Below are 25,901 nucleotides of genomic sequence, written 5' to 3'. Positions count from 1 at the left end.
CGGATCACTGTGACGATCTCATCCGCCTTCGTTTGGGCCAAACCGCTCCGCGAAAACACGCGCGAGCTTTCGTGATTTGCGGGCGGAGACGATCTCGCCCACCCGCGACGTGAGCCGGGTGTCGTGCCGGTGGAGCGAGAGCGCCTGGATCACGTGGATCGCGCGGCTCTCCGGGGCCTCGGCGAGGAGCTCCAGCAAATACGTCAAGGCGTCGTCGGTGCGGAGCAAGGCCACGCCGAGGAGCACGGTCTTCTCCATCTCGGCGTTCGCGTGCGCGAGGGCATCCTTGAGCACCAAAAGCGCTTCCGGCAAGCGCGACTCACCAAGCGCGAGCGCCGCGGTTTCGACCCCGGCTTCGAGCGCGGCCGCGACGACGGGCAAATACTGGCGTGGTTCGAGCGCGAGCATTCCTCGATAACACGCGCCGAGCACGTCGGGCTCGGGATCGCCCACGAGGACGCGTGTATGAAGCACGGCCGCGCAGACGACCTCACACGTGTCCCGGAGCGCTTCGGCCGCGGCGACGCGGGCCTCGGGCGTTTCATCGAAGAGGAGCGGGGTCACTTCGAGCGCGGCGCGCGGAAAGTTCGTCCGGACGAGCGCATGCGCCGAGAGGCCGCGGACGAGCCCCGCCGTATCGACGGGCGGGCCCACGGTGACCTCGATCTGCACGTACCGGAGGCCCTTTCGATAGGTGTCCCACACATCGGCTTCGAGCGTGATCAGCGCCTCCAGGACCTTCTGTTTCGCGTGGCAGCCGCGATCGGACATCGCAGGCATGCCGAGGAGCCGATCAAAAGCCGCGACGAGGTCGGGCGCGAGCGCGCGGAGCTCGAGATCGGCTGCGACCTTCGCCGCCTCGCCCACGAGAAAGGGGTTCGGATCGGAAAGGAATCGCGCGAGATCGGGCGTGGCGGCCGTCGGCGGCTCGGCGCGGGCGAGCTCGCGAATACGAGCGAGTTTGTCGTCGAAGGTGTTTTTCCGGGCCGCCATCAGGGCTCCGCCGCTTGCGAGGGTGCAGCGAGCGCCTTGTCCAGGGAGCGGCGCGCAATCCGCGAGGTGACGACGAGCGCGCCGAGCGTCACGACGAATCCGAGGACGAGCGTGATCCAGCCGAGCGACCCGGGCGCCTTGGCCTCCCCCGAGAGCAACGCGGCCGCGCTCTCCACGCTCGCGCCGACGTAAACGTGAAAAAGCGTGGCCGGCAAGAGGCCGAGGAACGAGCCCGCCGCGAATTCACGGAGCGAGAGCGGCGTGGCCGAGAGCATGTACGTCCCGATGTTCTGCGGAAAGGCGAAGGTGACGCGCAGGAGGAAGGTGATCTTGAAGCCGTCGGCGCGGACGGCGCGCTCGACGGCGCGCCAGAAATGGGCCTCGCCCGCGCGCATCGAGAGGAGCTTGCCGATCGAGGCGCGGCCGAAGAGGAAGCAAAGGCAAACGCCGAGAGTGACGGCCGGCCACGCGATCATCATTCCCTTGCTGAAGCCATACGCGTACCCCGCGAGGCCCGACATGACCCAAAGGGGCGTGGTGATCGCGAGGGCGAGGACCTCGACGCCGAGGAACAGGAGGGCGCCGGCCGCGCCCGCCTCGCGCATGTACCCGACGAGCGAGACGAGCGCGTTACGCACGGCCGGCAGGCGCAGGAGCACGAGCGGAAGGGCGAGCAGCCCGAGGAGCAAGAGGACTCGTTCGAGGCGGCGCCGCATCAGGCGCGCACCCTACCACACGCAGGCGGAAGGGGGGCTACGCAGAGGCCGGTGCCACCGAGACCACGCCCGAGCTCCGCGAGGTCTTCGCGCGTCGGAACCCTTCGAGGAACGCATCAACGCCCTCGGGGCCGCGGAAGATCCGCCATTGCAAGGCAGGGTTGTCCAGGTTCGAGGCGAACGCGTCCGCGATGCGCTGATCCCGCGACGCCGCCGAGAAGATCGCCATCGTGTGCGGCGGCGGCGGCGAGAGGAAGGCGTTCGTCCACTCCATCGAAGGGCCGACGAGGGACCAGAGCCGCTCGTCGACGCCCTCGCAGAACCTGCGATCGAGCGGACGCGCCGCGGCGAGCGCCTGGACGATCGACTCGCCGAGCGCCCACGCGCTGCGCGAGGCCGCGTTCGCGCCCTGCCAGAGCACGGGATCGTGCGTGGCGAAGGCATCCCCGACCGCGACGGCGTAACGGCCTTCGCCGAGCTCGACATACGCGCGCCGCGCCGTCGGGACGATCGCGGCCTGCATGCAATCGCGCGGGCGCGTCAGGTGAAACGTCTGGCGATCGACGCGGGCATGGACGTTCGGCGCGTTCGCTTCCAGCAAATCGAGCACGAGGCTCTCGACCACGTGCGGATCGTCGTCGCAGGGGACACGCGTGAGGGCGTCGAGCGCGCCGCCAGGGATGGCCTCGAAGAGGAGGCAACTGACGGGCCCCTCCGCCGTGAGGAGCTGGCTCTCGAAGATTTCGCCGTGCCCCGGGACGATCTGAAAGAGCAGTCCGAGCTCCTGTGGAAAATCGATGCCCCGAAAGAGGCCCGCGAAGAGGCGGCGCTGCGGTTCGAGCCAGGGAGAACGATGGTAGTCGCGCGGGAACACGGTGCCGAGATCGCCGCGGCCGGTCGCCACGACGACGAGGTCGTGCGCGTCGCCGAGGCGCGCGAGGTTCGACGCCGGAAGGACGCCGGAGCGGATCACGCGGCCGCCGCGCGCCTCGAAATCTTCGAGCAGCCGGGGGAGGTAGAGGCGCATGTCGATGAAAAGCGCCGGTGGATCGATCCGGCCCTGCGAGGAGAGCTCGGGCAATCCTTTGACCCGCACGTCGACGTGAAAACATCCGAACGCCGCGTCGTCCCAATGGTTGGTGCCGAGCTCGCGATCCCGCGCGCGCGTCGATCCGAGCAGCGCCGCGGTGCTCGGCAGGCGCGAGGATCGGATCTCGTCGCTCGATCGGTCCGTATAAAGGGTGCAGGAGATGCCGCGGCTCCGGAGGTACAATCCGAGCTGCAACCCCGCGATGCCGGCTCCCACGATGCCAATGCTGCTCATCGAAGCCCCTTCCTGCGCTGGATGGCTGCGTCGCGAACGAGCCGAGACGCGCCCCCAAACGTGCCTATCAGGAACGCACGATATACCCGTCCACGGCGGCGGTCCATCGTCCAAGACGTCGGGCGATTGCTGACGTCTGCCCAAGGACACGCCCCAGGAGGTGTACGTACACGGACATGGTGCACACGAATTCCACGGGAACCCGCTGGATCGCATGTGTCCTCGCATGCCTGCTCGTCGGTTGCGCACAGGCACGCGCCACGACGACGCCGCCGGAAGGCCCGTCCCTCGGCACCGCCACGGATTGGATCACCTCCCTCGACCAGGAAAACGCAAAAACCACGCCCTCGCAGATCGAAGGGTTGCGCGCGAAAGCAAGAGCTGTATGTCCGGATCCGCCAGGAACAGGAGGTACGAACACGCTGTCACGCGGGGCACAGCATTTCGGGGCGATGTCGCGGCGAGGTTGCCGGGGGCTGCCGCTCGCCAAGGAGCTTCAGCTCCTGGAGCGGCTGCTCCGCGCGACGCCGAAGGAGCACGCGGACTGGATCCGCATCGTGGACCGGATGGCGCAGACGGCATTCGCCATGGAGGACGAAGCGTTCCGTGCCTGTAGCGAGCTCGAGCGTTCGCCGCCCCGAGATCAAAAGCAGCTCGCGTATGGCGAGAGCACGCTACGCACGATCGAGGGGACGCTCGCGTACGCCCGGCGCACGACGAGGTTCGCCTGCGATACGCTGGCGCGGCACCCGAGCCACCGAGCGAACGCGCCCTGCGACGAGACGCTGCCGCCGCCCCCCACGAACCCCACGCAGGTATGCGCGGAGACGAACGCGTCGTTCCCGGCCGAACCGCCGGCGCCAGGTTGCGAAGCGGTCGCGCCCTGAAGCGCGAGGCCCAGCGCGGCATGGATTGCCCATCCCCGCCCCCTTTGTCATGATGCGCCGCCCCCGAGCCGGGGGCCGCTGCCCATGACCATCGCCGTCGTCGCCGAAAAGCCGTCCGTGGCCCGGGACATCGCCCACGTGCTCGGCGCGAACAAGGCGAGCGAAGGTGCGCTCGAAGGCGCCGGTTACGTGGTGACCTGGGCGATCGGTCACCTCGTGGCGCTGGCGCAGCCGCACCAGATGGACCCGGCCTGGAAGCGCTGGGACCTGCGGACGCTACCGATGCTGCCGCCGACCTGGCCGCTGACGGTGCTGGAGGAGACGCGCAAGCAGTTCGACGTGGTGAAGAAGATCCTGCTCCGCGCGGACGTGGAGTGGGTGGTCTGCGCGACGGACGCCGGGCGAGAAGGCGAGCTGATCTTCCGCTACATCTACGACGCCGCAGGCAGCAACAAGCCAGTGCGGAGGCTCTGGATCTCCTCGCTGACGGCGGACGCGATCCGGACGGGCTTCCGGAAGCTCCGGGACGCGCGGGACTACGACGCGCTGGCGGACGCGGCGCGCGGGCGGAGCCGAGCCGACTGGCTCGTCGGGATGAACCTGTCACGGGCCTACTCGCTGTCGCTCGGGCACGATCTGTCGGTCGGGCGGGTGCAGACGCCGACGCTCTCGATGGTGGTCGAGCGAGAACAAGCGATCCGCGCGTTCGTGCCGGAGGACTACCTGGAGGTGCGCGCGACGTTCGCGCCGGAAGGAGCGCCGGACGGGCCGGACGGGCGGTACGAGGGGATCCTGCTGGATGTCCCGGAAAAACCAGGCGGCCCGGAAAAACCGAGGCGGCTGCCGCCGGACGGGGAGGAGGCGGGGCGGATCACGCGGCGGGTGAGCGCGGGGCGCGCGGTGATCACGAAGGTGTCGGCGGAGACGCGCCGGATCCCGTCGCCATTGCTGTACGATCTGACGGAGCTGCAGCGACACGCAAACCGGCTGTTCGGGTGGAGCGCGCAACGAACGCTCGACCTTGCGCAATCGCTTTACGAGCGGCACAAGCTGATCAGTTATCCCCGCACGGACAGCCGGCATCTGTCGACGGACGTGGCGCAGACGCTGCCGTCGGTGGTGAAGACGATCGAGGGGAACTACCAGGGGCTTCTGGCGCCGGGGACGGGGCAAAGGCCGCTCGGGCGGCGGTTCGTGGATGACACGAAGGTGACCGACCACCACGCGATCGTGCCGACGACGACGGCCGCGCGCGGATCGCTGTCGGCGGAGGAGCAAAAGCTTTACGACCTGGTCTGCCGGAGGCTGCTCGCGGCGTGGCACGAGGATCTGATCGAGCGAACGACGACGGTGATCACGGAAGTGACGTCGCCGGAAGCGGTGGATCGATTCCGATCGGCGGGGACGGTGGTCGAGCAAGTGGGCTGGAAGGTGCTGGACCTCGGGGGGGCCGGTACGAAAGCGGGGCCGAAAAAAAGAAAGAAGGGCGAGGCGGAGGGGGCCGAGGAGGAAGCGGAGGCGCAAAAGCTGCCGCGAGGGCTTTCGGAAGGAAAAACCGCGCGGGTGCTGGGGGCCAAAGCGGAGAAAAAGACGACGAAGCCGCCGAACCGGTACACGGAAGCGACGCTCTTGACGGGGATGGAGACGGCCGGAAAGACGGTGGAGGAGAAAGAGCTGTCGGACGCGATGAAGGACACGGGGCTCGGGACGCCGGCAACACGCGCGGCGATCATCGAGACGCTGATCAAGCGGGAATACGTGGTCCGGATGGGGAAGAGTTTGGCGGCGACGGACAAGGGGATTCTGCTGGTGGGGTCGGTTCATCCGCATGTGAAGAGCGCCGCGATGACCGGGGAATGGGAGGCGCGTTTGGCGAGGTTGTCGCGTGGGGAGGGAGATTTGAAGGCGTTCATGCGGGGGATTGAAGCGTATGTGAAGTATGTGGTGGGCGCGGTGCAGGATGGGGACGATCGGCCCGCGGGCGCCGGGGCTTTGGAGGGCCGGGGCGGTTCCCCCGAACTCGGGCCCGCAAAGCGGGCCCTCAAACAACAGGACCCACCACCCCGGCCCTCCAAAGCCCCGGCACCCGCGGGCCTCGAACCAGTGGCGGCTCGCGCGAAGAGTGCGCGGAAGGAGAAGGAGGGGGTGGGGAAGAAGGGGAAGGTCGATCCGGGGGTGGTGCCGAGCAAGGTGACGGCGTTTGCTTCGGCGGGGGTGGGGAAGGGTATGGGACAAGCGCGGGTGTTGAATGGGCAGGCGGAGTTGCCGCTGGCGGAGCGGCGAGAGGTTCGGGCGGATGCGACGCTGGGGGAGATTTTAAGGGATCGTTTTGGGTTTCCTGGGTTTCGGCCTTATCAGGAGGCGGTTTGTCGGGCCGTGACCGAGGGGCAGGATGTGCTCTTGGTGATGCCCACGGGGGCCGGGAAGTCGCTTTGTTATCAGTTGCCGGGAATTGCACGACGGGGGACGACGCTGGTGGTGAGTCCCCTCATTGCTTTGATGGAAGATCAGGTGGGGAAGCTGCGGGCGCAAGGGTTTGCCGCGGAGCGGATTCATTCGGGGCGGGATCGGCAGAGCTCGCGGGCCGCTTGTGCAGAGTATTTGGCGGGGCGGTTGGATTTTTTGTTCGTGGCGCCGGAGCGGTTGCGGGTGCCGGGGTTTCCCGAGATGCTGGCCCGGCGGAAGCCGACGCTGGTCGCCGTGGATGAGGCGCATTGTATTTCCCATTGGGGGCATGATTTTCGGCCGGAGTATCGGATGCTGGGGCAACGGTTGCCTTCGCTCCGGCCGGCGCCGGTGGTGGCGCTGACGGCGACGGCGACGCCGATGGTGCAGGACGATATCGCGCGGGAACTCGGGCTGTCCGAGGCGGCGCGGTTCATTCACGGGTTTCGGCGGACCAACATCGGGATCGAGGTGGTGGAGCTTTCGCCGTCGGCGAGGGCGGACGCGGTGAAGAAGCTTTTGGCGCCGGAGGAGCGGCGGCCGGCGATCGTGTATGCGCCGACGCGGAAGCACGCGGAGGAGACAGCGCGGGAGCTCACGACGCTGGGGGCGGCGGCATATCACGCGGGAATGGAGACGGGGACGCGGGACCGGATCCAGTCGGCGTTTCTGGGCGGGGAGCTCGAGGTGGTGGTCGCGACGATCGCGTTCGGAATGGGGGTGGACAAATCGAACGTGCGGACCGTGGTCCATCTGGCGCTGCCCGGGAGCGTGGAGGCGTATTACCAGGAGATCGGGCGCGCCGGGCGGGATGGGTTGCCGTCACGGGCCATCTTGATGCATTCGTTCACGGATCGACGGACGCACGAGTTTTTCTTCGAGCGCGATTACCCGGAGCCGGCGCTGCTCTCGGCGCTGTTCGCCGCGCTCGGGACGCGGCCGCAGACGAAGGAGGCCTTGGCCCCGCGGGTGGAGTCCGATCCGGAGAAATTCGAGAAGGTGCTCGAAAAGCTCTGGATCAGCGGGGGCGCGATCCTCGACGCGGACGGGGGGATCCGGCGGGGGAGCGAAGATTTCCTCGGCGAGTACGTGGCGCAGCGGAAGCACAAGCAGGAAGACCTGGCCAAGATGGCCCGGTACGCCGAAGGGCACGGGTGCCGGATGCTGCACCTGGTCCGGCATTTCGGCGACCAGGAGGACGACGGAAGGCCCTGCGGGGTGTGCGACGTGTGCGCGCCGGACGGGTGCGTCGGGAGGAAGTTCCGCGAGCCGAGCCGCGCCGAGACGGCGGCGATCCAGAAGATCCTCGACGCGCTCGCCGACGAGGACGGGCAGCCGATGGGGCGGCTGCATCGCGAGACGTTCGGCGAGTCGCTCGATCGGCGCTCGTTCGAGCACCTCGTGAACGGGCTCGTGCGCGCAGGGCTCTGCGAGGTGCGCTCGGACTCGTTCCAGAAGGGCGGGGAGTGGATCGAGTTCCAGCGGGTGTCGTTGACCGAGGAAGGACAAACCCACGGAGGCGGCGCGCCCACGCGGTTCGTCACGCTCGACGAGGCGCCGAAGAAGAAGGCGCGCGGGAGCGGGAAGGCGAAGGGGAAGCGCAGCGGAAGCTCGAAGGCGTTCTGGGCCTGGAAGGCGCGGCAGAAGAAGGGTGGGTAAGAGATGTGGCCGCAAAAGGGCGCGGTCTGTTAGAGTGGCGACGGCCTCATGACAGGAGGGCACGCGGGCGCGCGCAAGGTCGGTCGGTACGCCCTCTACGGCGAGATCGCGTCGGGAGGCATGGCCACGGTCCATTTCGGGCGCCTGCTCGGGCCGTCGGGGTTCGCGCGGACGGTCGCGATCAAGCGGCTGCACCCGCAGTTCGCGAAGAACCCCGAGTTCTGCACGATGTTCCTCGACGAGGCGCGCCTCGCCGCGCGGATCAAGCACCCGAACGTGGTGCCGATCCTCGACATGATCGCCGAGGGCGGCGAGCTCTTGCTCGTGATGGACTACGTGCACGGCGAGAGCCTCGCGCGCGTGCTCCGGAACATGGAGCGCGACGGGTCGCAGCGGCCGGCGCTGAAGATCGTGTCGGGCGTGATGACGAGCGTGCTGCACGGGCTTCACGCCGCGCACGAGGCCGTCGACGAGCGCGGTGAGCCGCTCGGGATCGTGCACCGCGACGTGTCGCCGCAGAACGTGATCATCAGCGCCGAGGGGACGGCGCGCGTGCTCGACTTCGGTGTGGCGAAGGCGATGGGCCGCGCTCAGGTGACGCGCGAGGGCGAGCTCAAAGGGAAATACGCGTACATGGCGCCGGAGCAGATCAAGCACGGCAGTCGCGTGGACCGGCGCGTCGACGTGTTCGCCGCGGCCATCGTGCTCTGGGAGATGCTCGCGGTGCGCAGGTTGTTCAACGGCGACAGCGAGCTCGCGATCATCGCGCAGGTGACGATGAACGAGATCCCGCCGCTGAAACAGATAGGCGTCGAGGTGCCGCCCGTGCTCGAAGCCGTCGTGATGCGAGGGCTGTCGCGGGATCCGGCCGAGCGCTTCCAGACCGCGCGGGAGATGGCGATGGCGCTCGAAGCCGCGGTGCCGCCGGCCCCCGCATGGGAGGTCGGCGAGTGGCTCGCGCAGGTGGCGCCCGAGGGGATCACGCGGCGCGCGCGCGAGGTGCAAGCAATCGAGAACGCGTCGCTGTCGGACGCGGACGTGCCGTTGCCGGCGTCGCACGACGGGAGCGTGGACGCGGCGAGCATGCCGTCGGCGATGCGCTCCTCGCAGGTCTCGGGGATCGCGGTGCCCCATGCGCCGCAATCCGTGGCGCTTCCTCGATCCGTCGTGATCCTCGCGGCCGCCGTGCTCGTCGTCGCGCTCGGAGGCGCCGCCGTGCTCTGGCTCGATCGAGGGCGCGCGGAGCATGCGACGGGGATCCAGCCGGTCGCGCCCACGAGCGCCGCGACGACGGCGAGCGCGTCTGCAAAGCCGCCCGAGCCCACGGTCACGCCCGCGCCCCCGGAGACGACGACGGCGAGCACGAGCGCGCCCGTCGCGACGACGGCGGCGACGCCGCGATCGACGGCGAAGAGCGCGCCGACGGGCGCGGCGACAGCGACGACGACGAGCGGAAAGACGGCGCCCCGCGCGGAGGGCTGCAGCCCGCCGTACACCATCGACGCGAAGGGGATCCGCCGCATCAAGCCGGAGTGTTTGTGAAGACCCGAGCCCTTGTTTTCTTCGCCGCAGCGACGATCCCGCTCGTGGCCCCCGCGTCTGCCACGACGAAAAAAGAGTGCGTGGCGTCGTACGAGCAAACGCAGTCGCTGCGCAAGGAAGGCAAGCTCGCGCAGGCGCGCGAGGCGGCGCTCGTCTGCTCGGACAACACCTGCCCGCGCGTGGTGCGCGGCGACTGCGCCGAGTGGCTCGCCGAGATCGAGAAGAGCCTGCCGACCGTGGTGATCGTCGCGCGTGACGACAAGGGCGACGAGACGGCGGACGTGCGCGTGTTCGAGGGGGACAAACTCGTGCGCGATCGGCTCGATGGGAAGGCCATGCCGATGGATCCCGGCGAGCACGTGCTGCGCTTCGAGCGGGACGGCGCAGAGCCCGTGACCCGCAAGGTGATCGTGCACGAGGGGGACAAACTCGTGCGGATCGAGGCGTCGTTCAAGAAGGAGCCGAAGGCCCCGGAGCCTTCGCCCGAGGGCGAGAAGGGCAGCGGCGTGCCGATCGCGCCGATCGTGATCGGCGGCGTGGGCCTCCTCGGGCTCGGCGCGGCCGGGGTGATCGGGCTCCTCGCGCTCTCGGCGAAATCGGACCTCGAAGCATCGTGCGCGCCGCGCTGCACGGACGCGGCGGTGGATCCCGTGCGTACGAAGCTCTTGGCGGCGGACATCACGGCCGGGGCGTCGCTCGCCCTCCTGGGGGCGGCGGCGGTCGTGTATTTCGTGTCGAAGCCCAAGCCGACCGACGAACAGAAGAGCGCGATGCCCCGCCTGGAGTTTGCCCCGACGATCGGCGGCGGATTCGTGGGCCTTCGAGGAACCTTCTGATGAAGACGCACCTTTTCGCAGCGCTCGTCCCCCTCTCCTTCACGCTGGGCTGCTCGGCCCTCGTCGATCTCGACGCGCTCTCGTCGGGGGGCGGGAGCGGGAGCGGGAGTGGACCCGTCGAGCTGCCGGATGGGACGCTCGAATTCGTGGACGACGGGTTCGACGGCGAATTCGAACTCGGGTCGTTCTCGGACACGGAGTGGGCGGCCGCGCGATTGCGCCTGAAGGCGAGCTCGCTCGACGGAGCGTTTCGCTCGCGGGTCTTCGACGCGGGCGAGCCCGTCGACTGGACCACGTTCACCTGGACCCCGGCGGGGCCGTACCTGAAAGCATTACCGGATTCCCGTGGCAAGGAGGTGGGGTACGCGGAGGGGTCGATGGACATGTCCGCGAACGTCCTCCTGCTCCACCTCGACGGCGCAGGCGCACTGACCCCGGGGGCCGCGGCGATGGATACGTCCGGCCAGAAGAGCAACGCCGTCGTGACCGCGCCCGTGGGCACGACGCTCTCGTTCGAGGAGGGTCCGATCGGGCAGGGCCTCGGGGACAAACTCAATTCATACCTCGCGCTCGACACGATCTCGGGGGATTACGATTTCAACCAGGGGGATTTCACCTGGGCGCTCTGGGCCAAGACGGAGTCGAATTGCTCGGGGAACAAGGTCTTCCTCGGCGTCGACACCGGGTTCAGCGGCCCGCACCTCTGGCTCGGCTGCGCGCCGGCCGACTTCGGACCTTGCGGCGAGGGCTCGCCCGAGGGCCGCGCCGCAGGCACCTTCATGTCGAACTTCGATGACCCGAGCGACGGTGTCCCGTTCTGCGGCGCGAGCCAGATCAACGACGGTCAATGGCATCACCTCGCGGCCGTCAAGAAGGGGCACGCGCAGGCCCAGGTCGTGCTTTATGTCGACGGGCTCGCCGAGGCGACGCTCGGGACCACGTTCAACACCCCCATCTTCCTGACCGGCGACGACTTCAGCGTCGGCGCGCTGTCCGAAGGTGATTTCCAGGCCGAGGGGGCCTACGACGAGGTCGCCATCTGGAAACGCGCGCTCGGGCCGGACGAGGTGATGTCGATCTACCGGCGCGGCGGGGCGCGGCTCGCGCTGCGCGTGCGCGCCTGTAGTGACCCGGCGTGCGAGGACGGCGATCCGCCGTTCGTGGGTGCGGACGGGAGCGACGGTTGGTTCGTCGATCCGACGGGCACGCTGGGCCCGCCCACGGACATGCAGCTCGTCGTGCCGAGGGCTCGTTACTTCCAGTACGAGGCGAGCTTCGAAGGCTACCGCGAAGGCGACGGCCCGGGGCTCTTCGCCGTGAAGGTCCACGCGAAGCGCTGATTTTCCCTTTCGCCCGCCGGGGTGTCTAGAAGCGCGAACGAGGTGTGAAACGCGCCGGAGGGGCGCGCGTACGCTCTCGTTCGAATGACGATCCTCCGCCACGCGCGGAGGATCGAAGGGAGAGATCTCGGCATGAAATGGCTTCGTTACACGCTCTCGAGCCTCGTCCTTTCTTCGGCCCTGGCGCTCGCCGGCTGCGGCGGCGGCAGCACTGAGCCCGACCCCGACGCGTCGGTCGATCCGATCGCCCAGGACGAGATCGTCGACCTCGGCGATCTGATCCAGCAGGACCAGGACGCGGCCGCGGCGGCGGAGATGATCGGGGATCCGGCGACGCTGCTCGCTGAGGGCCAGAAGCAGGGCGACAAGGCGCGCGGCGACGTCGCGGCCGTGCTGAGCTTCATCAAGGAGGCGGCCCAGGGCGAGCCCACGCGCAAGGGCGCGACGGCGGACGGCCGTGTCTACGCGCAATGGGTGAAGACGATCCAGAGCGTGGAGATCACGTTCTCCGTCGTGCGCACGACGCAGGATCGGCTGCGGTACCTGGTGCAGGGCAAGGCCGCAGACGGCGCGAAGAAGCCGCTGCTCACGGGCATTTTCGTGAAGAAGGGCCCGAAGACGGGCGGCGGGCGGTTCCACGTGAACCTGACGAACGTGAGTGATCTCTACAATGCCCCGGGCGCGGACGGGTCGGTCCATTTCTGGTTCGCGAACCACAAGGGCGACAAGCGCGGCAGGCGTATCGCGTACGTAAATGTGGTTCGTCGGGACGACCCGCAAATGCAGAAGGTCAACTACGGCGCCGACCTCGTGCGGCTCGTGGGCGTGGGCGGCCGGTTCCGGGCCGTCGGCGTGGGCGATGCGATCCCGGATCTGCCGGGCCAGGAGGCCATCGGCCTGCGGATCCTGTGGAAGGCCGGCGAAGGCGGGCGCGCCGCGGCGGCCGTGGCCTCGCTCGGGCCGAACCCGAAGCTGCTCGGCACGGCGCACGAATGCTGGGACAAGGATGGCCTGCGCACGGCGTACAAGGACGACAACCCGAACAACGACGCGATGAACCCGGACGAGGGGACGGTCGAGATGTGCGCCGGCTTCGCCGAGGAAGCGCCGCCGGATCAGGCCGACGTGAGCGCGGACGGGCTGGACGCGGATCCGGAGCTCGACGCATTGCTCGAGGAGTCGGGCTCGATGGACATCGACGCGGCCGAGGCGGACGCGGCCGATCCGATCGCCCCGTGAAAGCATGAACCGGGCGCGCGCCGTCTTCGTGTTCGTCCGGGCATCCCTCGGGGTGCTCGTGGGCCTTTTCTTCACGCCTCCAGCCGGGGCTTACGAAACCGGACGATCCGAGTACGGCGCGCGCCTGCATTTTCCTTCGCTTCCGGCACGGGTGCGTCTTGCCACACCCGTGCCGGGTGTTTCCGACGGGGGCCGCGGCGCCTTGCGCCGGGCGACGGCGACATGGTCGGGCGTGTTTTGCGGGTCGCTCGGGGGTTCGGTTGTCGAAGCGAATGTGGGGGAAGACGCGTCGATCGAGGTGCGGGTCGTGATTTCGGGGTGGCGTCACGGCGCGGCGATCGCGGCGCATACGGATGTCGAGAGCGACAAATGGACGGGCGAGATCCGGCGCGTGGAGATCGAGCTCGACGCGACGCGGCGGTGGAGCGATACGGAGCGCGTGCCGGCGGATGCGCTCGATCTGGAGACGGTGCTGCTCCACGAGCTCGGGCACGCGGCGGGGCTCGCGCACAGCGGGCAAACGACGGCCGTGATGCGCGCAGGGATCAAGCCGGGGCACGCGGCGAGGCGCGCGCTCGATCCGGACGACGTGGCGGGGATATGCGCGGTCTATGCAGCGCCTGCATCGATACGGAAGGACGAACCGTCGGTCCGGACAGACCCGGGCGGTTCGTTCGTGTCGGCCCCGCGGGCCTTCTTCTTTTCAGCGGCAATCGGCGCCGTGGGCGCGGGGATCTTCGGGTGGAGGAGGCGGCGAAACGCCCGCGCGCTCAAGCGTTCGGATCCGGGATCAACCCCCGCAGACGCTTGATGCCGTGGTGAAAGTTCACCTTGGCGCTGTCCTCACTGCAATCGGCGAGGACCGCGATCTCGCGGAAGCTGAGCTCGTGGAAGAGGCGTAACTCGACGGCGAGGCGCTGCTTCGGGGGAAGCTCTTCGAGGCGCTGCACGACGCGGCCCCATACCTCGGCCGCGACGAGCCGGCTCGTCTCGAGGGAGTTCGTGAACGCAGGCAGATCATCCATGTCGGCGAGCGGGCCTTCCCGCGAGGATCCACGGACGTGGTTCAGCGCGACGTGGACCGCGATCCGATACAGCCATGTCCGGAAGCTCGATTCGCGTCGAAAATCGGCGAGTTTTTCGAACGCATTGAGGAAAGCCCGCTGCGCGACGTCCTCGGCGTCCTCGGGGCGCCGGACATACCGGCGCACGAGGCGCAAAATCCCGGCCTGGTGTTCCTTCACGAGCGCGTCCGCCGCGCTCCGATCCCCCGCGAGGACCCGCTCGACGAGCGAAACGTCGCCCTCCTCTGCCGCCTCGCTCATCGATGTCCTCCTCGGCGCCGCGGCGCTCGTTCGTTCATGCTTCAGCGCCACAGAATAGCGGAATCGTCCCGCTTTTGCCACGCGAGCTCGACCAGGAAGCCACCGCGCTGCCGTCGAACGTGATGCGGATGCTGATGCCGAGATCCTTCTTCTCGTGCACGATCTCGCCGCCGGCCGCGGGGCATTCTCCCGCGCAGCGCGCGAAATCGCTCACGGCGGTGCGGAACACCCGCGCGCCCACGCGGGTCTCGAAATCACCTTCGAACGTGGCGCATTTCTCCGTGGCATTCCAGGTGACCGTGTAGTCGCCTGCGCGCTCGACGCGATGCCCCCGCGGTCCCTGCCCCGCCCCGCTCGCCTCGACCACGAGGCGACGCGTCTGGCCGTCCGGGTCCAGCGAGAAAAACCCCTCGGAGTCGATGTCGAGGATCGCCCGCGAGGCACGCAGATCCCGCGCGGACGCGAGCGCGTGCAGGCCACTCGCGCCGACCGAAAAGACGACGTCGAGCTTCCCGTCGAGTTTCCCCGTCTTGAACGGGCCGATGCAACCGGAGAGCAGGTACTTCACCGTGTTGTCTTTTCGCGTCGACGTGACGCAATCCATGGGGCGGAAAACGAGGCCCGCCGTCGCCGCCGCTTTCACGGCGGCGAGGTCGGGATTCGTGTTCTTCGGATCGAGGCGCGCGATCGAAGCGATGACGAGCGCCGCTTCGTTCTGCGAGACGTCGAACGCGTCGAGGGCCTGCTCGACGTCGACGCTCTCGTCCTCGCTCTCGGCAGGGCCGCAGGCCGTCGCCGCAAGGAGGAGCCCGACGATGGACGCACGAGTCGCTCGAGAGGGAAGGACAAGATGTGTCATACCCCTGCTCCCCGCGCCGGAGGGAGCCTCGGCGCGCTCGGAAGGCGTGGTATCTTATCGCGGAATGCACCTCCTCGCCCGCTCCGTTTCTCGAAAAAGAGCCGGCCTCGTCGTGTCCACGCTCGCGCTCCTCGCGACGCCGGCGGAAGGCGGGATCGCAGCAGCGCAGGCCGAGGAGCACGCGGTCACGGCCGAGGATCGCGCCGCCGCGACGCGCGCATTCGAGGAGGGCGAACGCGCGTATCGAGCCGGTGATTTTTCAAGAGCAGCCGAACGCTTCGAGGAGGCGTACCGAAGAGCCCCGCACCCGGCGCCGCTCTGGAACCTGGCGCGAGCATGGGACAAGGCCGGCGAGATCGCGCGCGCGGCGAACGGCTACGCGCGGTATCTGCGCGAGGCGCCGCAAGGCGCGCCGGATCGCGACGAAGCCGGCAAGGCGCTCGCAGAACTCGCGGCGAAGCTCGGGCGGATCGAGGTGTTCGCGCCCGAGGCCGAGGACGTGCAGGTCGATGATCAGCGGCTCGATGGGACGAGCGTCTACGTGCACCCTGGAACGCACGTGATCAAAGGGCGCGTGCGTGGGATCGCGGTGCAGCGGACGGAGGCGCTCGAAGCAGGGAGCGTGCGCAGCGTGGCGCTCATCGCGGAAAGTGTTGCTTCGACACCGAACAAATTTCCCCAAGAACCGACGCGGCCGGCCGCGAAAGCCACGCGCCTGCCGGCCAAACCCACACCGGCGCCCGCGCCGCGCGCCGAAAAACCTTGGCTCGTGCCGGCGCTCGTCGCGAGCGGGGCGGCGACGGTCGTGAGCGCAGGGCTCGTCGTGTGGTCGGGGGTCGACACGCTGGACGCGCTCTCGGACTTCGACGCGGCGCCGACCTGGGACAAACTCTACGATGGTCGGGACAAACAGTTCCGCACGAACGTGCTGATCGGGGTGTCGCTCGGTCTCAGCGCGGTCACGGGCGCGCTCGGATCGATCTGGCTCGTGGATCGCAGCGGGCGGGACGTGAAGATCGGGCTCATGCCGCCCGTGCTCGGAAGCCCGGCGTTCGTCGAGGCCACGGGGAGCTTCTGAATGGCGCGATCGATCGAGCGGATCGGTCCGTACGAGGTGATCGGCGAGCTCGCCTCCGGGGGCATGGCGACGACGTACCTGGCGCGCAAGACGGGCGAGGTCGGCTTCGAACGGCTCGTCGTGATCAAGCGCGTGCATCCGCACCTGCTGAAGGAGCCGAACCTCCGGGACATGCTGGCCGACGAGGCGCGCGTCGCGGCGTCGATGCGGCATCCGAACGTGGTGCCGGTGGAGGACGTGGTGAACGCGTCGGGCGAGCTTTGCCTCGTGATGCCGTACGTCGAGTCGCTCTCGCTCGGCGCGCTGGTCGACGCGGCCCGGCGCGCGGGCGAGCGGCTTCCGCCCGCTGTGGTGAGCCGGATCCTGCTCGACGTGCTCGCCGGGCTCGACGCAGCGCACGAAGCGAAGGATCTGCGCGGCGAGCCGCTCGAGATCGTGCACCGCGACGTGAGCCCGCGGAACGTGCTCGTCGGCACGGACGGGCGCGCGCGGCTCATCGATTTCGGCGTGGCCAAAGCAGCGCGGCGGATCACGCAGACGGGCAGCGGGATCATGAAGGGGACGATCGCGTACATGGCGCCGGAGCAGCTCCGGCGTCGTGAGCTCGATCGGCGCGCGGACGTGTTCGCCGCAGGCGTGGTGCTGCACGAGGCGATCACGGGCGAGCGGCTCTTCGACGGGCACGACGAGGCCGACGTGCTGATCGGCGTGCTCGCAGACGAGATCCCACGGCTCTCGGAGGGGGCGCTGGGCCTCTCGCCTGCGATTGACGAGGTGCTCGAAGCGGCGCTCTGCCGTGATCCCGAGGAGCGCTTCGCCTCGGCGGCGGCATTCGCGGACGCGCTCGAACGCGCGCTCCCGCCGGCGCCGGCGCGCGAGGTCTCTGCGATCCTCGCGCGGCTCGGGGCAGTGGAGATCGAGCGGCGGCGGGAGGCGGTGCGCGTTTTTCTGGACCAACCAAGGGTCGAGGCCGCGGAGAACAAGCCGCGCCGGCGATCGTCGTCGCGGTCGATCTTGATGATGGCCTCGGCGGCGGCGCTCGCGGGAGGTGGGTTCCTCGCGCTCTTCGCCATGCGACGGGCGGCGCCGAGCCCTGCACACGCGAACGCGGGCGTGGAGGCGCGCGTGGCGTCGGCGCGGGATGCCGCGGGGATTGCCGGGATGAATGCGCCGGGCGAGGAGGCGCCGGGCGAGCGCGGGCCCGTTCCGACGGCGGCGACGGCCGAGGCGAGGCCGTCTTCGGGCAGTGCGTCGGGATCGGCGCGCCCGAAAGCACCGGCGCCGCGGTGGGATTTGCACGCGAATCCGTATCGGGCGGGGGAGATCGGCGACAATCGTCGGTGATGCGTGGAAAACTTTTGGCTTGGCTCTTCCTCGGGCTCCTCGGATGCACCGTGTTCGATGGGCTCACGGTGCCCCCGCAGGCGAACGCGCTGCCCGGGTACCTCTCGATCGAGGAGGGCGCGCGGGCGTGCAGCCTCGTCTTCCGCTGTCCGAGGCTCTCCGAGGCGATCGCGCGGTCGATCGGCGTGCCGGCGAGCGCGACGCGGTACTCGACGTGCCTCGGGTGGCTCGCAGGTCCCTTGCCGCCGAACCGGTTCGGGCTCTCGGCGCAGGCGAGCCTGCTCGGCTGCGTGAGCGAGGCCGAAGGGTGCACGGAGGCGCTCGCATGCGCCTTCGTCGAGCCGCTCGCCGAGGACGACGCGCGTTGCGCGGGCGTGGCGGGCGACGCGTGCGCGTCCGAGGGGATGCTCGTCGATTGCACGAGCCGGTACGCCGAGCGTTGTGTATCGCCGCATTGGGGCGCCGGGAGCGAATGCCGGCTCGGTCTCGGGAGCGAGGGGCGATGCGCGCTCAGCGGGTGCTTGCCCGATACGGCGGCGCCGCCGCGCTGCACGTCGGGGGTGTACGTGCGGTGTGATCCGGCGTCGAACCTGAAGGTCGCGAAGGATTGCGATACGGTGGGGCTCACCTGCCCGGAGGGCGCCGAGGGCGCGGACGCGCAATGCGCGACCGAAGACGGGGTGTTTCCGTGCGACGAGCCGGGCACGACGTCCTGCGCGCCCAACGAGGCGCGGGTGCGCGTCTGCGACGGCTCGCTCGCCTCGGAGTTCGATTGCGCGGCGATGGGCGCGAATTGCGCCGAGGAGGACGGGGGCGCGCGTTGCGCGCGGTCCGGGGAAGCATGCTCGCCGGTCGATCCCGGGATCGACGTCTGCAATGGCTCGTCGATCGCGGCCTGCGTGGCGGGATCGAAGGTCACGATCGATTGCGCGACCCTCGGGCTCTCGTGCATGCCGCCGGACGGGACGTCGAGCGGGCATTGCGGGTAGTCACGGCAGGCGCAAAATGGCGGCGGCGCGGGCGCGGCCCTCGTAGGAGACGAAGTCGTCGAGGAGGCGCGAGGCGTCGCCGCGGCCGACGAGGTTCGGGGCGAGGAGCTCGAGCGCGCGGAGGCGTGATTCTTCGAATGCGAAGCGAGCGATCAGATCGTGCGCTTGCCCGACGGTGACGGCGCGATTCCCGAAGACCTCGCCAAGAAACGCGAGACGGCTGCGATCGTCCCGCAAGGCCTCCAGGTCGGCCATGGTGGTGCGGAACGGGATGGCCGAGAGGGGCTGTTCGAGTTCGAAGGCGGGCGGCGGATAGCCGCCGTGCGAGGGCGGGGGCGGGATTCGCTCGACGAGCGGGGCGCCGTAGCGGTCGAGAGAGAGGGCCACGACGCCGGGCGTGGCCTGGACATGGCCCTGCCAAACCCTACGATCGCCGCGGGTCATGACGACGCCGTACGCGCGCCCCTCGGGGACGAACAGGACGCCCGGGCGCCCCTCGATCGAGCCGACGAGGGTGTCGCCGTCGTAGATCCAGGCCATCCCGCCGAAGGCCGGCGCGATGCGGAGCTCGGTGTAGCCGGGGGACGCGTACCCGTAGCGCCTCGGCGTGGGGACGGGCCCATATTGCGGGCGCGGGACCGATCGCGGACCATAAGGCCGCACCGCCGGGGGAGCCGTCTGGACGGGCGGTTGCACCTGGACGGGCGGTTGCCATTGCACCGGCGTCCGCATTTGCGCGGGCGTCCTCATCTGCATCTGCGCCTGAAACGAAGCATCGATCCCGACGTCCGCTCGAGCCTCCATCGCCGGTCCGAGCAGAGGGGCGCAGAATGCCAGGATCGTCGCGTACTTCTTCATTTCGAATCCTCCACGCAGCCATGACGTCGGCAGCGACTTTTCGACGCCGCGCGACGCGGGCGATTCACGCTCAGCAGGACGATTTCGTCGTGGACGCGTCGATCGCCTGGCAGGAAAAACGGCTACACATTGAAACCGTGGAGCGCGTGGAGAGGATCCGGACGGGTCCTACCGGTACGGATCGTCGACGAACCGGTCATTGACGATGGGCGGGAGCGGCGGGGTCGCGTGCGGCTGCGGCGAGGCCGTACCGAGCAACCGTTCGACTTCCTGCGGGCTCTGCTTCTCGACGATTTGTTTTTCCGCTCTTTTCTGCGGCCATCCCTCGGCCCGGCACCAGTCGAGATCGAGCTCCATGCGGGAGCCGTCGCGGAGCTCGATCTTCACGACGACGGTCGATTTGCAGGCGTTGACCGTGACCGCAGCCTCGAACGACGGCGCGTTGCCGCCGACGAGCTCGCTCTTCGCGATGTAAAAGACCGGGTTCAGATCGTACACGACGCGCTTGATCATCTCCTTCTGCGCCTCGGGCACGTCGAGCGAGAGGAGGACGTCGAACACGAAACTGCCGCGCACGCCGGGGCGCTGCGCCACCCTCACGCGCGGCGTCGGACGCAATCCCTCGGGGACCTTGCCCTCCTCGGCCAGCACGACGCTCTCGGGGGTATCGGTGGTGCGGGGCGCCCCCGCTGTTGCCCCAGCGGTGGCGGAGGGGTGCAATTCCCCCCGCTGGTTGCGCAGGTACGCTTCGAGGTCATTTTTGCGATCCTCGAGACGGCGGGTCTCCTCTTCGAGCTTCTTTCGTGATTTCTCGACCTCGTCGAGCTTGGCCTGCCCCTCGCTGAGCCTCTGGTCGAGCTCTTCCCTGGCCTTGCGCGTGTCGTAGAGCTCCACGTTCTTCTGGGCGATGTCGATCGCGAAGTACACGACGATGAGCGCCGTCAGAAGGACCGGGACGAGCGTCACGAGCATGCTCCGCTGGCGCCGCGAGCGCGCGCGATGTTCGAGCGCCGAGAGCTCCGCTTCCAACTTGTCTTTTTCGTCCATGCTCATGGCTCGCCCTTCAAATGAGCCGTTGGAATCGCTCGTCGAGCACCCGCACGAGCTCGTCGTCGCGGTGCGACGCGCAACGCTGATAACCGTCTTTCAAGAAATGAAGCCTGTCGATCGCATCGCGATACGACGCAAGGCGCATCGGCAGCCCAATCGAGCCCGCGAAGAGGAGCGCGAAGCCGCCCGAGACCGAGAGGACCGGCGGCAACATGCGGAAGAGGTAGGCCGCGAGCGCGACGGCGAGGAAGACGGCGGCGCCGAGGCTCACGAGCTGCACACGGAGCGTGCTGCGGTGCGAGTCGATCGCGCGCTCGAGGTGCTGGATCTTGACGGCGATGCGGCCCTTGCGCGTGAGGCTCGGCGGGGCCGCTTCCTCCGGGGGAGGGGCCTTGGCTTCTTGCCCTTCCCGCGCGGGGCCCGAGGAGACGGCCGCGTCCGCAGGGCCGAACCGGAGGGCTTGGGTGTCCTCGCCGCGGCCCGCGTCGGCCCATTCCATGGTTTGCGGATCGTATTCGCGGCGAATGCGGCGCCCGCGCGTCGGGCCCTCGACGACGAGGATCTGGTAGGCAATGGGGAGCGCCCATTCCTTGCGGCCATACTCGGCGACGCCCGCGCTCGCCGCCGCGGCGATGGCGAGGAACCAGCCGTCGAGCTCGCGTACGTCGTGCCAATCGACATGCTGGTGGCCGTGGAGCGCGAGCTGGAATCGCTCGCGCGCGAGCCAGCGCCGCATGCCGCCCGCGTCGGTCATCACGCTGTAATCGGTGCGCCCGACGCCCGCCGGGCTCTCCAGGTGGTGGTGGACGACCGCGATCCGGAAGTGGCCCTTGCTCCGCGTGCGCCGGAGGAGCCCGTCCGCGTGGTCGCGCTGGCCAACGCCCACCGACCCGTGCTCCTTCTGCGCGCTCGCTTCGAGCTCCTCGCAGGAGTTGAACGCGACGACCTCGACGTCGAGGTCCTCGAAGACGTGGTGCTCGACGCGCTTGTGCGGCGGCGTGCCCTCCGCGAAGGCCGGGCGCGTGTCGCCGTAGAGCGCGGCGCGGATGCGGTCGTACAGGACGTACCGGCCCGCGGGCTCACCTCCGCGCAGGACGTCGTGGTTTCCCGGGGCGATCACGAGCCGCGAGACCGACAGGCCGAGGCCCTCGGCGAGGGCCTTCAGGAACACGACGACGGGCTCGACGCCGGTCTCGTTGCCGCGGTCGAGCAGATCGCCGGAGACGACGACGAGATCGGGCGTGAGGCCCTCGTTGCGGAGGTCGTAGAGCAGGCTGCCGAGCAGCCCGCGGCGGTTGTGGGGCGCGACGGCGAGCTCGGTGGCCTCGGTGTTCCAGTAGTGGCCGCGCGCCTCGGTCGCGCAGAAATGCAGGTCCGAGATGTGGAGCACGCAGAGCCTCGGCCCACCCGACGGCATGGGATCATGAAACGCGGACGGCGCGCGGACGTCAAGGCCCACCGCCCTGCTCAATCCGCGCAGCAGAGCACGCCGCCGCCCTCGGGGCCGGGCTTCGTGACGTTGTGCGCCTCGGCGCAGAGATCCCCGTTCCCGCATTGCCACGGCCAGAACAGCGCGCCGCAACCGTTGTTCGAGGTGACGTTCAGGACGCCGCAGTTGTCGTGGAACTCGCCGAGCGTGCCGCAGCCGAAGAGGTCGTTCGCCGTGAGTTCGGTGGTCTTGCAGTTCCCGCCGCAGCTACAGCCATTGCAGATGTCGGGATCCTCGTCGGTGCCGAGCGTGCAGATGCCGCAGCCGGTCGAGCCCTGCCGCGTGGCGAAAAAGACGTTCGGCGGGAAGCCCACGCCAGAGCAGCCCCCGGGCGAGCGCGAGGCGACGTCGTCCGAGCCCTTGCAGATGTGGAAGCCTGGCGAGCAGAGATCGGCCGCGCTGCAGCCGTCACCGCTCGGATTCGGGCTCGTGTCGCCGGCGAGGTGATTGCATTGCGGGAGGGAACCCAGGCCTGGGATGCTCCATCCGCCCGAACAAGCGGCGAAGTGCGGGAATTGCTGCTCGTCGACGAACACCTCGCGTGTATCGTCGCTGCAGCCGTTGCCCTTGGCGCAGGCGTCGTCGATGATGCCGTTGCAATCCTCGTCGATGCCGTTTCCGCAGATCTCCGGCTTCGGGTCCTGGTCCGGCGCGCACGCGAGGGCGCCTCCGGTGCAGACCACCGTGCCGTCCTTGCAAATGCCAGGGAGGTCCGTGATGCAATCGGCGCCCGCGTTCTGGCTCTCCTCGTCGATCACGCCGTCGCAATCGTCGTCGACGCCGTTGCAGAGCTCGACGGTGCAGACGGGAGGACCGCCGCCCGCGCCGCCCGCGCCGCCGCCGCCCCCGCTCCCGAGATCGAATTCCGTGGGATCGCTGCGAGCGCCGCAGGCGAGGAGCAGGGCGGGCACGGCGAGGGCGAGGGCGAAGGTGGACACGCGCATGAACAGGATCGGCAGGATGCCTGGATCGTGGGGGGGCCGCAAGAATGCCGGGAACTTGGAGCGCGCGGCGCTGTCCGTGAGGAGCCGCTCGCCCCAGGACCACGACACATGGACATGAGCCCCGCCCTCCCCTCTTTGAAGTCTGTCGTCCCCGCGCTCTGCCACGGCTTTTCTCTGGCCGCGCACGTGCTGCTTCTCGGCGGGGCGGCGCTGCTCGGGCCGCAGAATTCGTACGACGCGCCGTCGAGCGAGGAGCACCTCCCGCGCGCGCAGACGCTGCTGCTTGTGACCGCCGTGCCGGGAGAGGCGGTCGCGGACGAGCGAGGCGGCGAGCGCGAAGTGAACGGGCGTTACGACGAGGGCACGATGGGGCCGGTGCGGAACGACGCGGAGCACGCGGTTCCTCCCGGCGAACCCGCCGAGGCGTATAAAGTGGACCACCCCGACGCGAACGACGTGCCGGCGGCCATGTTCTACCCGGCGCTCGATCCGGGCACGGGCCCCTCGAACTGGTTCAACGGAATGGGCAACGGCACGGGAGGAACGCAGGACGCGAAGGTCGACCGCGGCGAGCGTATCGAGCCGGAGACGCCGGCCCAGCGGCGCGAGCGCGGGGCGGCGAAGGCCACGAGCCCCGCAGGCGGGCCGCGGAAGACACGCGTTTGCCCGCCGTCGCAGTCCGGCGAACGTGCGGTCTTCTGTCGCACCACCCTCACGGCGCAGCGCTGACCAACTTCTTTTCGTCCTCACGAAGGGCGAGCACCACACGCCCGTGGATCGCTCCTTCATTCATCCGCGCGAAAACATGGTTGATCGCCTCGAGCGGCTGGACCTCGGTGGTGGGTTTGATCCCGTTGTGCGCGGCAATCTCCAGCGCTTCCTTCAGGTCCATGCGGGTGCCCACGATCGACCCACGAAGCGTCAGGCGCTTGAGCACGACGTCGAAGATCGGCGTCGGGAAATCGCCGGGCGGCAGGCCGACGAGCACACACGTCCCGCCGGAGCGAAGGGTCCCGAGGGCCTGGCGGAAGGCGCCCGGCGAGACCGCCGTGACGAGCGCCCCGTGCGCGCCGCCGATGTGCCGCTGGACCTCGGCCGCCGGGTCGGCGTGGAGGGCGTCGACGACCAGCTCGGCGCCGAGCTCGCGGGCGAGCTCGAGTTTGTCCGCGCCCACGTCCACGGCCACGACGCGCAGGCCCATCGCTCTCGCATAAGGAATCGCGAGGTGCCCGAGGCCGCCGATGCCCGAGATGACGACCCATTGCCCCGGGCGCGCCTCCGTCTCCTTGAGGCCCTTGTAGCTGGTCACGCCGGCGCAGAGGATCGGCGCCGCCTCGACGAAGCTGAGCGCGTCCGGAATCCGTCCCACGTACGCCGCAGACGCGACGGCGTATTCGGCGTGGCCGCCGTTGACCGAATAGCCCGTGTTTTTCTGCGACGGGCACAACGTCTCCCAGCCGGTGATGCAAGAATCGCAAGCGCCGCAGGCGTTGTGGAGCCAGGGGACGCCGACGCGGTCGCCCTCTTTCAGCGTGGTGACGCCGGCGCCGAGCGCGGCGACGTACCCGACGCCCTCGTGGCCGGGGATGAACGGGAGCGCGGGTTTGACCGGCCAATCGCCGTTCGCTGCGTGGAGGTCGGTATGGCAAACCCCGCTCGCCACGATTCGAACGAGGACCTCGCCGGCGCTCGGCGCGGGGACGGGGACCTCCTCGATGGCAAGCGGTTGTCCAAACGCCCGAACGACCGCGGCCTTCATCGTACGTTGCATCATCGCTCTCCCGGTGCAGGTGGCTTTTGCGCCAACCCCTCGGCAAGGGCCATGCCATCTCCACGAATGCCTGTGTTTCGGCGGGAGGGCGGAGCGAGCGGGCTGGGGAGGCGCGCGCCTTGCGTGGCGGCGCAGATGCTGCGTTCCGCGCGGAGGCGGGCTACTCGAAGCGCATCGTGGGCGGAGGCCGCACCGTCGCCCGCTCCTTGAGCCAGCGCTCGGCGAGCTCGATCTCCCTCGGCCGGTGCTCATATCCGTCCGGCGGCGTCGCATACCCGTACGCGAGGAAGCTCGCGACGATCTTGCCGAGGGACGTGGCGAGCGGCTCGTGGCGGAAGCCGAGCTCGGCCTCGGCCTTCGAGGGATCCAGCATCGACATCCATTTGCTGCTGAACGGCGAGACGGCGCGGAGGTCGAGGCCCGCGGCGAGGACGTCCGCGGACGCGACGGGCGCGAGCTTGGCCCGGGATCCGAGCATTCCTTGCAGCATCGCGAGCAGCTCCAGGAGGGAGGGCGTCTCCTTTTGGCAGACGTTGTACGCTTTGCCGAACGTCGGCTCGCGGCCGAGGATTTCCACGAGGAACCGCGCGACCTCGCCCGCATAGACGTGACGAACCGGCTGCGTCCCACCATCCGGGACGATGACCGGGCCGCCGTCGACGAGGCGGAGGAGGTAACGGTCGAGCCGGCGATAATGGTCGCGCTCGCCGTTCACGATGGGGATACGGACCCGCGTGGAAGGGAATCGCGATTTCTCGAAGGCCTCCACGAGCGCGTCCTCGCAGTCGCGTTTGCCCGTGCCGTACTCCCAGTTCGCGAGCTCGTCCTCGTCCGTGGGGCGGGGCATCACGGGGCCGTCATAATCGATCTCGCGTGAAGGCCGCGGGGCGCCCTCGCGCACGAGGTAGACCTGGCCCGTGCTGATGAAGACGTAGTGCCCCACGCGGCCGCCGAGCGCCTCCACCGCGCTGCGCGTGTCCTCCCAGCGGTAGGCCGCGAAGTCGACCGCCGCGTCGAAGTGGCGGTTTTGCATGAGCCGCGACAGATCCGCCGTCGTCCGATCGCCCTGGAGCCGCTCGATCCGCGCGCCGAACGGATCCGGCAGGGTCCCGCGATTGAACAAGGTCACCTGGTGCCCCCCCGCGAGCAGCCGGTGCACGAGGAGCGGCCCGACGAACCGCGTCCCGCCGATGACGAGAACGTGCATGGCTCC

Annotated in this window: 22 protein-coding genes; 11 read left to right on the top strand and 11 right to left on the bottom strand. The window is 69.3% G+C overall.

Annotated features, from left to right (window positions below; genetic code table 11):
* Positions 1–18: 18 nt before the first annotated feature.
* From E8A74_RS31400 to E8A74_RS31390, 3 genes are read right to left on the bottom strand one after another with little or no spacing between them, the layout of a single operon-like run.
* The gene (locus E8A74_RS31400; RefSeq protein ID WP_136932794.1) at positions 19–993 is read right to left on the bottom strand and encodes a hypothetical protein; all 975 of its coding nucleotides are present in this window, start codon (positions 991–993) and stop codon (positions 19–21) included.
* A complete protein-coding gene (locus tag E8A74_RS31395) occupies positions 993–1,709 on the bottom strand; it encodes a TVP38/TMEM64 family protein (protein ID WP_136932793.1) in 717 nt (238 codons plus the stop codon). Before E8A74_RS31395 ends, E8A74_RS31400 begins: the two co-directional genes overlap by 1 nt.
* A gap of 37 nt (positions 1,710–1,746) precedes the next feature.
* Positions 1,747–3,033, bottom strand: coding sequence for a styrene monooxygenase/indole monooxygenase family protein (locus tag E8A74_RS31390; protein WP_136932792.1), 1,287 nt, complete (start codon positions 3,031–3,033; stop codon positions 1,747–1,749).
* Positions 3,034–3,485: 452 nt separating this feature from the next.
* Here E8A74_RS31390 and E8A74_RS31385 point away from each other — a divergent pair, with 452 nt between their 5' ends.
* From E8A74_RS31385 to E8A74_RS31355, 7 genes are all read left to right on the top strand, one after another.
* A complete protein-coding gene (locus E8A74_RS31385; protein WP_136932791.1) occupies positions 3,486–3,920 on the top strand; it encodes a hypothetical protein in 435 nt (144 codons plus the stop codon).
* Between the two features lie 84 nt (positions 3,921–4,004).
* Positions 4,005–8,024, top strand: a complete 4,020-nt coding sequence (locus E8A74_RS31380; RefSeq protein ID WP_136932790.1) for a DNA topoisomerase 3 — start codon at positions 4,005–4,007, stop codon at positions 8,022–8,024.
* 48 nt (positions 8,025–8,072) lie between these two features.
* Complete coding sequence (locus E8A74_RS31375) at positions 8,073–9,566, top strand: serine/threonine-protein kinase (protein ID WP_136932789.1); 1,494 nt, start codon at positions 8,073–8,075, stop codon at positions 9,564–9,566.
* Positions 9,563–10,402 (top strand): hypothetical protein, encoded by an 840-nt coding sequence (locus E8A74_RS31370; RefSeq protein WP_136932788.1) that lies wholly within the window; start codon positions 9,563–9,565, stop codon positions 10,400–10,402. The genes E8A74_RS31375 and E8A74_RS31370 overlap by 4 nt, the downstream gene beginning before the upstream one ends.
* Positions 10,402–11,742 (top strand): LamG domain-containing protein, encoded by a 1,341-nt coding sequence (locus E8A74_RS31365; protein ID WP_136932787.1) that lies wholly within the window; start codon positions 10,402–10,404, stop codon positions 11,740–11,742. Before E8A74_RS31370 ends, E8A74_RS31365 begins: the two co-directional genes overlap by 1 nt.
* Before the next feature lie 132 nt (positions 11,743–11,874).
* Positions 11,875–12,981, top strand: a complete 1,107-nt coding sequence (locus tag E8A74_RS31360) for a hypothetical protein (RefSeq protein ID WP_136932786.1) — start codon at positions 11,875–11,877, stop codon at positions 12,979–12,981.
* Between the two features lie 274 nt (positions 12,982–13,255).
* Positions 13,256–13,792, top strand: a complete 537-nt coding sequence (locus E8A74_RS31355) for a matrixin family metalloprotease (RefSeq protein WP_170229517.1) — start codon at positions 13,256–13,258, stop codon at positions 13,790–13,792.
* Here E8A74_RS31355 and E8A74_RS31350 read toward each other — a convergent pair.
* Together E8A74_RS31350 and E8A74_RS31345 are read right to left on the bottom strand one after the other, a co-directional pair.
* Positions 13,752–14,306 (bottom strand): RNA polymerase sigma factor, encoded by a 555-nt coding sequence (locus tag E8A74_RS31350; protein ID WP_136932784.1) that lies wholly within the window; start codon positions 14,304–14,306, stop codon positions 13,752–13,754. The genes E8A74_RS31355 and E8A74_RS31350 overlap by 41 nt on opposite strands.
* Positions 14,307–14,340: 34 nt before the next feature.
* Entirely contained in the window at positions 14,341–15,165 is an 825-nt protein-coding gene (locus E8A74_RS31345) for a hypothetical protein (protein WP_136932783.1), read from the bottom strand.
* A 112-nt stretch (positions 15,166–15,277) separates the two neighbouring features.
* Between E8A74_RS31345 and E8A74_RS31340 the strand changes: the two genes are divergently transcribed.
* The 3 genes from E8A74_RS31340 to E8A74_RS31330 are packed head-to-tail and all read left to right on the top strand — an operon-like array spanning position 15,278 to position 18,576.
* Positions 15,278–16,243 (top strand): tetratricopeptide repeat protein, encoded by a 966-nt coding sequence (locus E8A74_RS31340; RefSeq protein WP_136932782.1) that lies wholly within the window; start codon positions 15,278–15,280, stop codon positions 16,241–16,243.
* Positions 16,244–17,587, top strand: coding sequence for a serine/threonine-protein kinase (locus E8A74_RS31335; protein ID WP_136932781.1), 1,344 nt, complete (start codon positions 16,244–16,246; stop codon positions 17,585–17,587).
* Positions 17,587–18,576, top strand: a complete 990-nt coding sequence (locus E8A74_RS31330; protein ID WP_136932780.1) for a hypothetical protein — start codon at positions 17,587–17,589, stop codon at positions 18,574–18,576. The genes E8A74_RS31335 and E8A74_RS31330 overlap by 1 nt, the downstream gene beginning before the upstream one ends.
* Here E8A74_RS31330 and E8A74_RS31325 read toward each other — a convergent pair whose 3' ends face one another.
* From E8A74_RS31325 to E8A74_RS52925, 4 genes are all read right to left on the bottom strand, one after another.
* Positions 18,577–19,434, bottom strand: coding sequence for a proline and serine-rich protein 1 family protein (locus E8A74_RS31325; protein WP_136932779.1), 858 nt, complete (start codon positions 19,432–19,434; stop codon positions 18,577–18,579).
* A gap of 168 nt (positions 19,435–19,602) precedes the next feature.
* Positions 19,603–20,487: a coiled-coil domain-containing protein gene (locus E8A74_RS31320; protein WP_136932778.1), complete on the bottom strand. Its 885-nt coding sequence runs from the start codon at positions 20,485–20,487 to the stop codon at positions 19,603–19,605.
* Between the two features lie 10 nt (positions 20,488–20,497).
* Entirely contained in the window at positions 20,498–21,874 is a 1,377-nt protein-coding gene (locus E8A74_RS31315) for a metallophosphoesterase family protein (protein ID WP_170229516.1), read from the bottom strand.
* 77 nt (positions 21,875–21,951) lie between these two features.
* Entirely contained in the window at positions 21,952–23,025 is a 1,074-nt protein-coding gene (locus E8A74_RS52925) for a MopE-related protein (protein ID WP_170229515.1), read from the bottom strand.
* A 6-nt stretch (positions 23,026–23,031) separates the two neighbouring features.
* On the opposite strand from E8A74_RS52925, the gene E8A74_RS52920 reads away from it, so the two are divergent.
* Positions 23,032–23,646: a hypothetical protein gene (locus E8A74_RS52920; RefSeq protein WP_170229514.1), complete on the top strand. Its 615-nt coding sequence runs from the start codon at positions 23,032–23,034 to the stop codon at positions 23,644–23,646.
* Here the strand turns inward: E8A74_RS52920 and adhP are convergent.
* Together adhP and E8A74_RS31300 are read right to left on the bottom strand one after the other, a co-directional pair.
* Positions 23,630–24,688, bottom strand: coding sequence for an alcohol dehydrogenase AdhP (gene adhP, locus E8A74_RS31305; RefSeq protein WP_136932852.1), 1,059 nt, complete (start codon positions 24,686–24,688; stop codon positions 23,630–23,632). The genes E8A74_RS52920 and adhP overlap by 17 nt on opposite strands.
* A 160-nt stretch (positions 24,689–24,848) precedes the next feature.
* The gene (locus tag E8A74_RS31300) at positions 24,849–25,895 is read right to left on the bottom strand and encodes an NAD-dependent epimerase/dehydratase family protein (protein WP_136932775.1); all 1,047 of its coding nucleotides are present in this window, start codon (positions 25,893–25,895) and stop codon (positions 24,849–24,851) included.
* Positions 25,896–25,901: the final 6 nt, after the last annotated feature.

The organism is Polyangium fumosum (assembly GCF_005144585.1).
Lineage (GTDB): Bacteria > Myxococcota_A > Polyangia > Polyangiales > Polyangiaceae > Polyangium > Polyangium fumosum.
This window is presented reverse-complemented; position numbering and strand designations above follow the sequence as displayed.

Coding starts and splice junctions, on each gene's coding strand:
- E8A74_RS31330 (WP_136932780.1), top strand. CDS start 17,587: ATGCGTGGAAAACTTTTGGCTTGGCTCTTCCTCGGGCTCCTCGGATGC.
- E8A74_RS31360 (WP_136932786.1), top strand. CDS start 11,875: ATGAAATGGCTTCGTTACACGCTCTCGAGCCTCGTCCTTTCTTCGGCC.
- adhP (WP_136932852.1), bottom strand. CDS start 24,688: ATGCAACGTACGATGAAGGCCGCGGTCGTTCGGGCGTTTGGACAACCG.
- E8A74_RS31300 (WP_136932775.1), bottom strand. CDS start 25,895: ATGCACGTTCTCGTCATCGGCGGGACGCGGTTCGTCGGGCCGCTCCTC.
- E8A74_RS31400 (WP_136932794.1), bottom strand. CDS start 993: ATGGCGGCCCGGAAAAACACCTTCGACGACAAACTCGCTCGTATTCGC.
- E8A74_RS31350 (WP_136932784.1), bottom strand. CDS start 14,306: ATGAGCGAGGCGGCAGAGGAGGGCGACGTTTCGCTCGTCGAGCGGGTC.
- E8A74_RS31390 (WP_136932792.1), bottom strand. CDS start 3,033: ATGAGCAGCATTGGCATCGTGGGAGCCGGCATCGCGGGGTTGCAGCTC.
- E8A74_RS31320 (WP_136932778.1), bottom strand. CDS start 20,487: ATGAGCATGGACGAAAAAGACAAGTTGGAAGCGGAGCTCTCGGCGCTC.
- E8A74_RS31385 (WP_136932791.1), top strand. CDS start 3,486: ATGTCGCGGCGAGGTTGCCGGGGGCTGCCGCTCGCCAAGGAGCTTCAG.
- E8A74_RS31380 (WP_136932790.1), top strand. CDS start 4,005: ATGACCATCGCCGTCGTCGCCGAAAAGCCGTCCGTGGCCCGGGACATC.
- E8A74_RS31325 (WP_136932779.1), bottom strand. CDS start 19,434: ATGAAGAAGTACGCGACGATCCTGGCATTCTGCGCCCCTCTGCTCGGA.
- E8A74_RS31365 (WP_136932787.1), top strand. CDS start 10,402: ATGAAGACGCACCTTTTCGCAGCGCTCGTCCCCCTCTCCTTCACGCTG.
- E8A74_RS31345 (WP_136932783.1), bottom strand. CDS start 15,165: ATGACACATCTTGTCCTTCCCTCTCGAGCGACTCGTGCGTCCATCGTC.
- E8A74_RS31335 (WP_136932781.1), top strand. CDS start 16,244: ATGGCGCGATCGATCGAGCGGATCGGTCCGTACGAGGTGATCGGCGAG.
- E8A74_RS31375 (WP_136932789.1), top strand. CDS start 8,073: ATGACAGGAGGGCACGCGGGCGCGCGCAAGGTCGGTCGGTACGCCCTC.
- E8A74_RS52920 (WP_170229514.1), top strand. CDS start 23,032: ATGAGCCCCGCCCTCCCCTCTTTGAAGTCTGTCGTCCCCGCGCTCTGC.
- E8A74_RS31395 (WP_136932793.1), bottom strand. CDS start 1,709: ATGCGGCGCCGCCTCGAACGAGTCCTCTTGCTCCTCGGGCTGCTCGCC.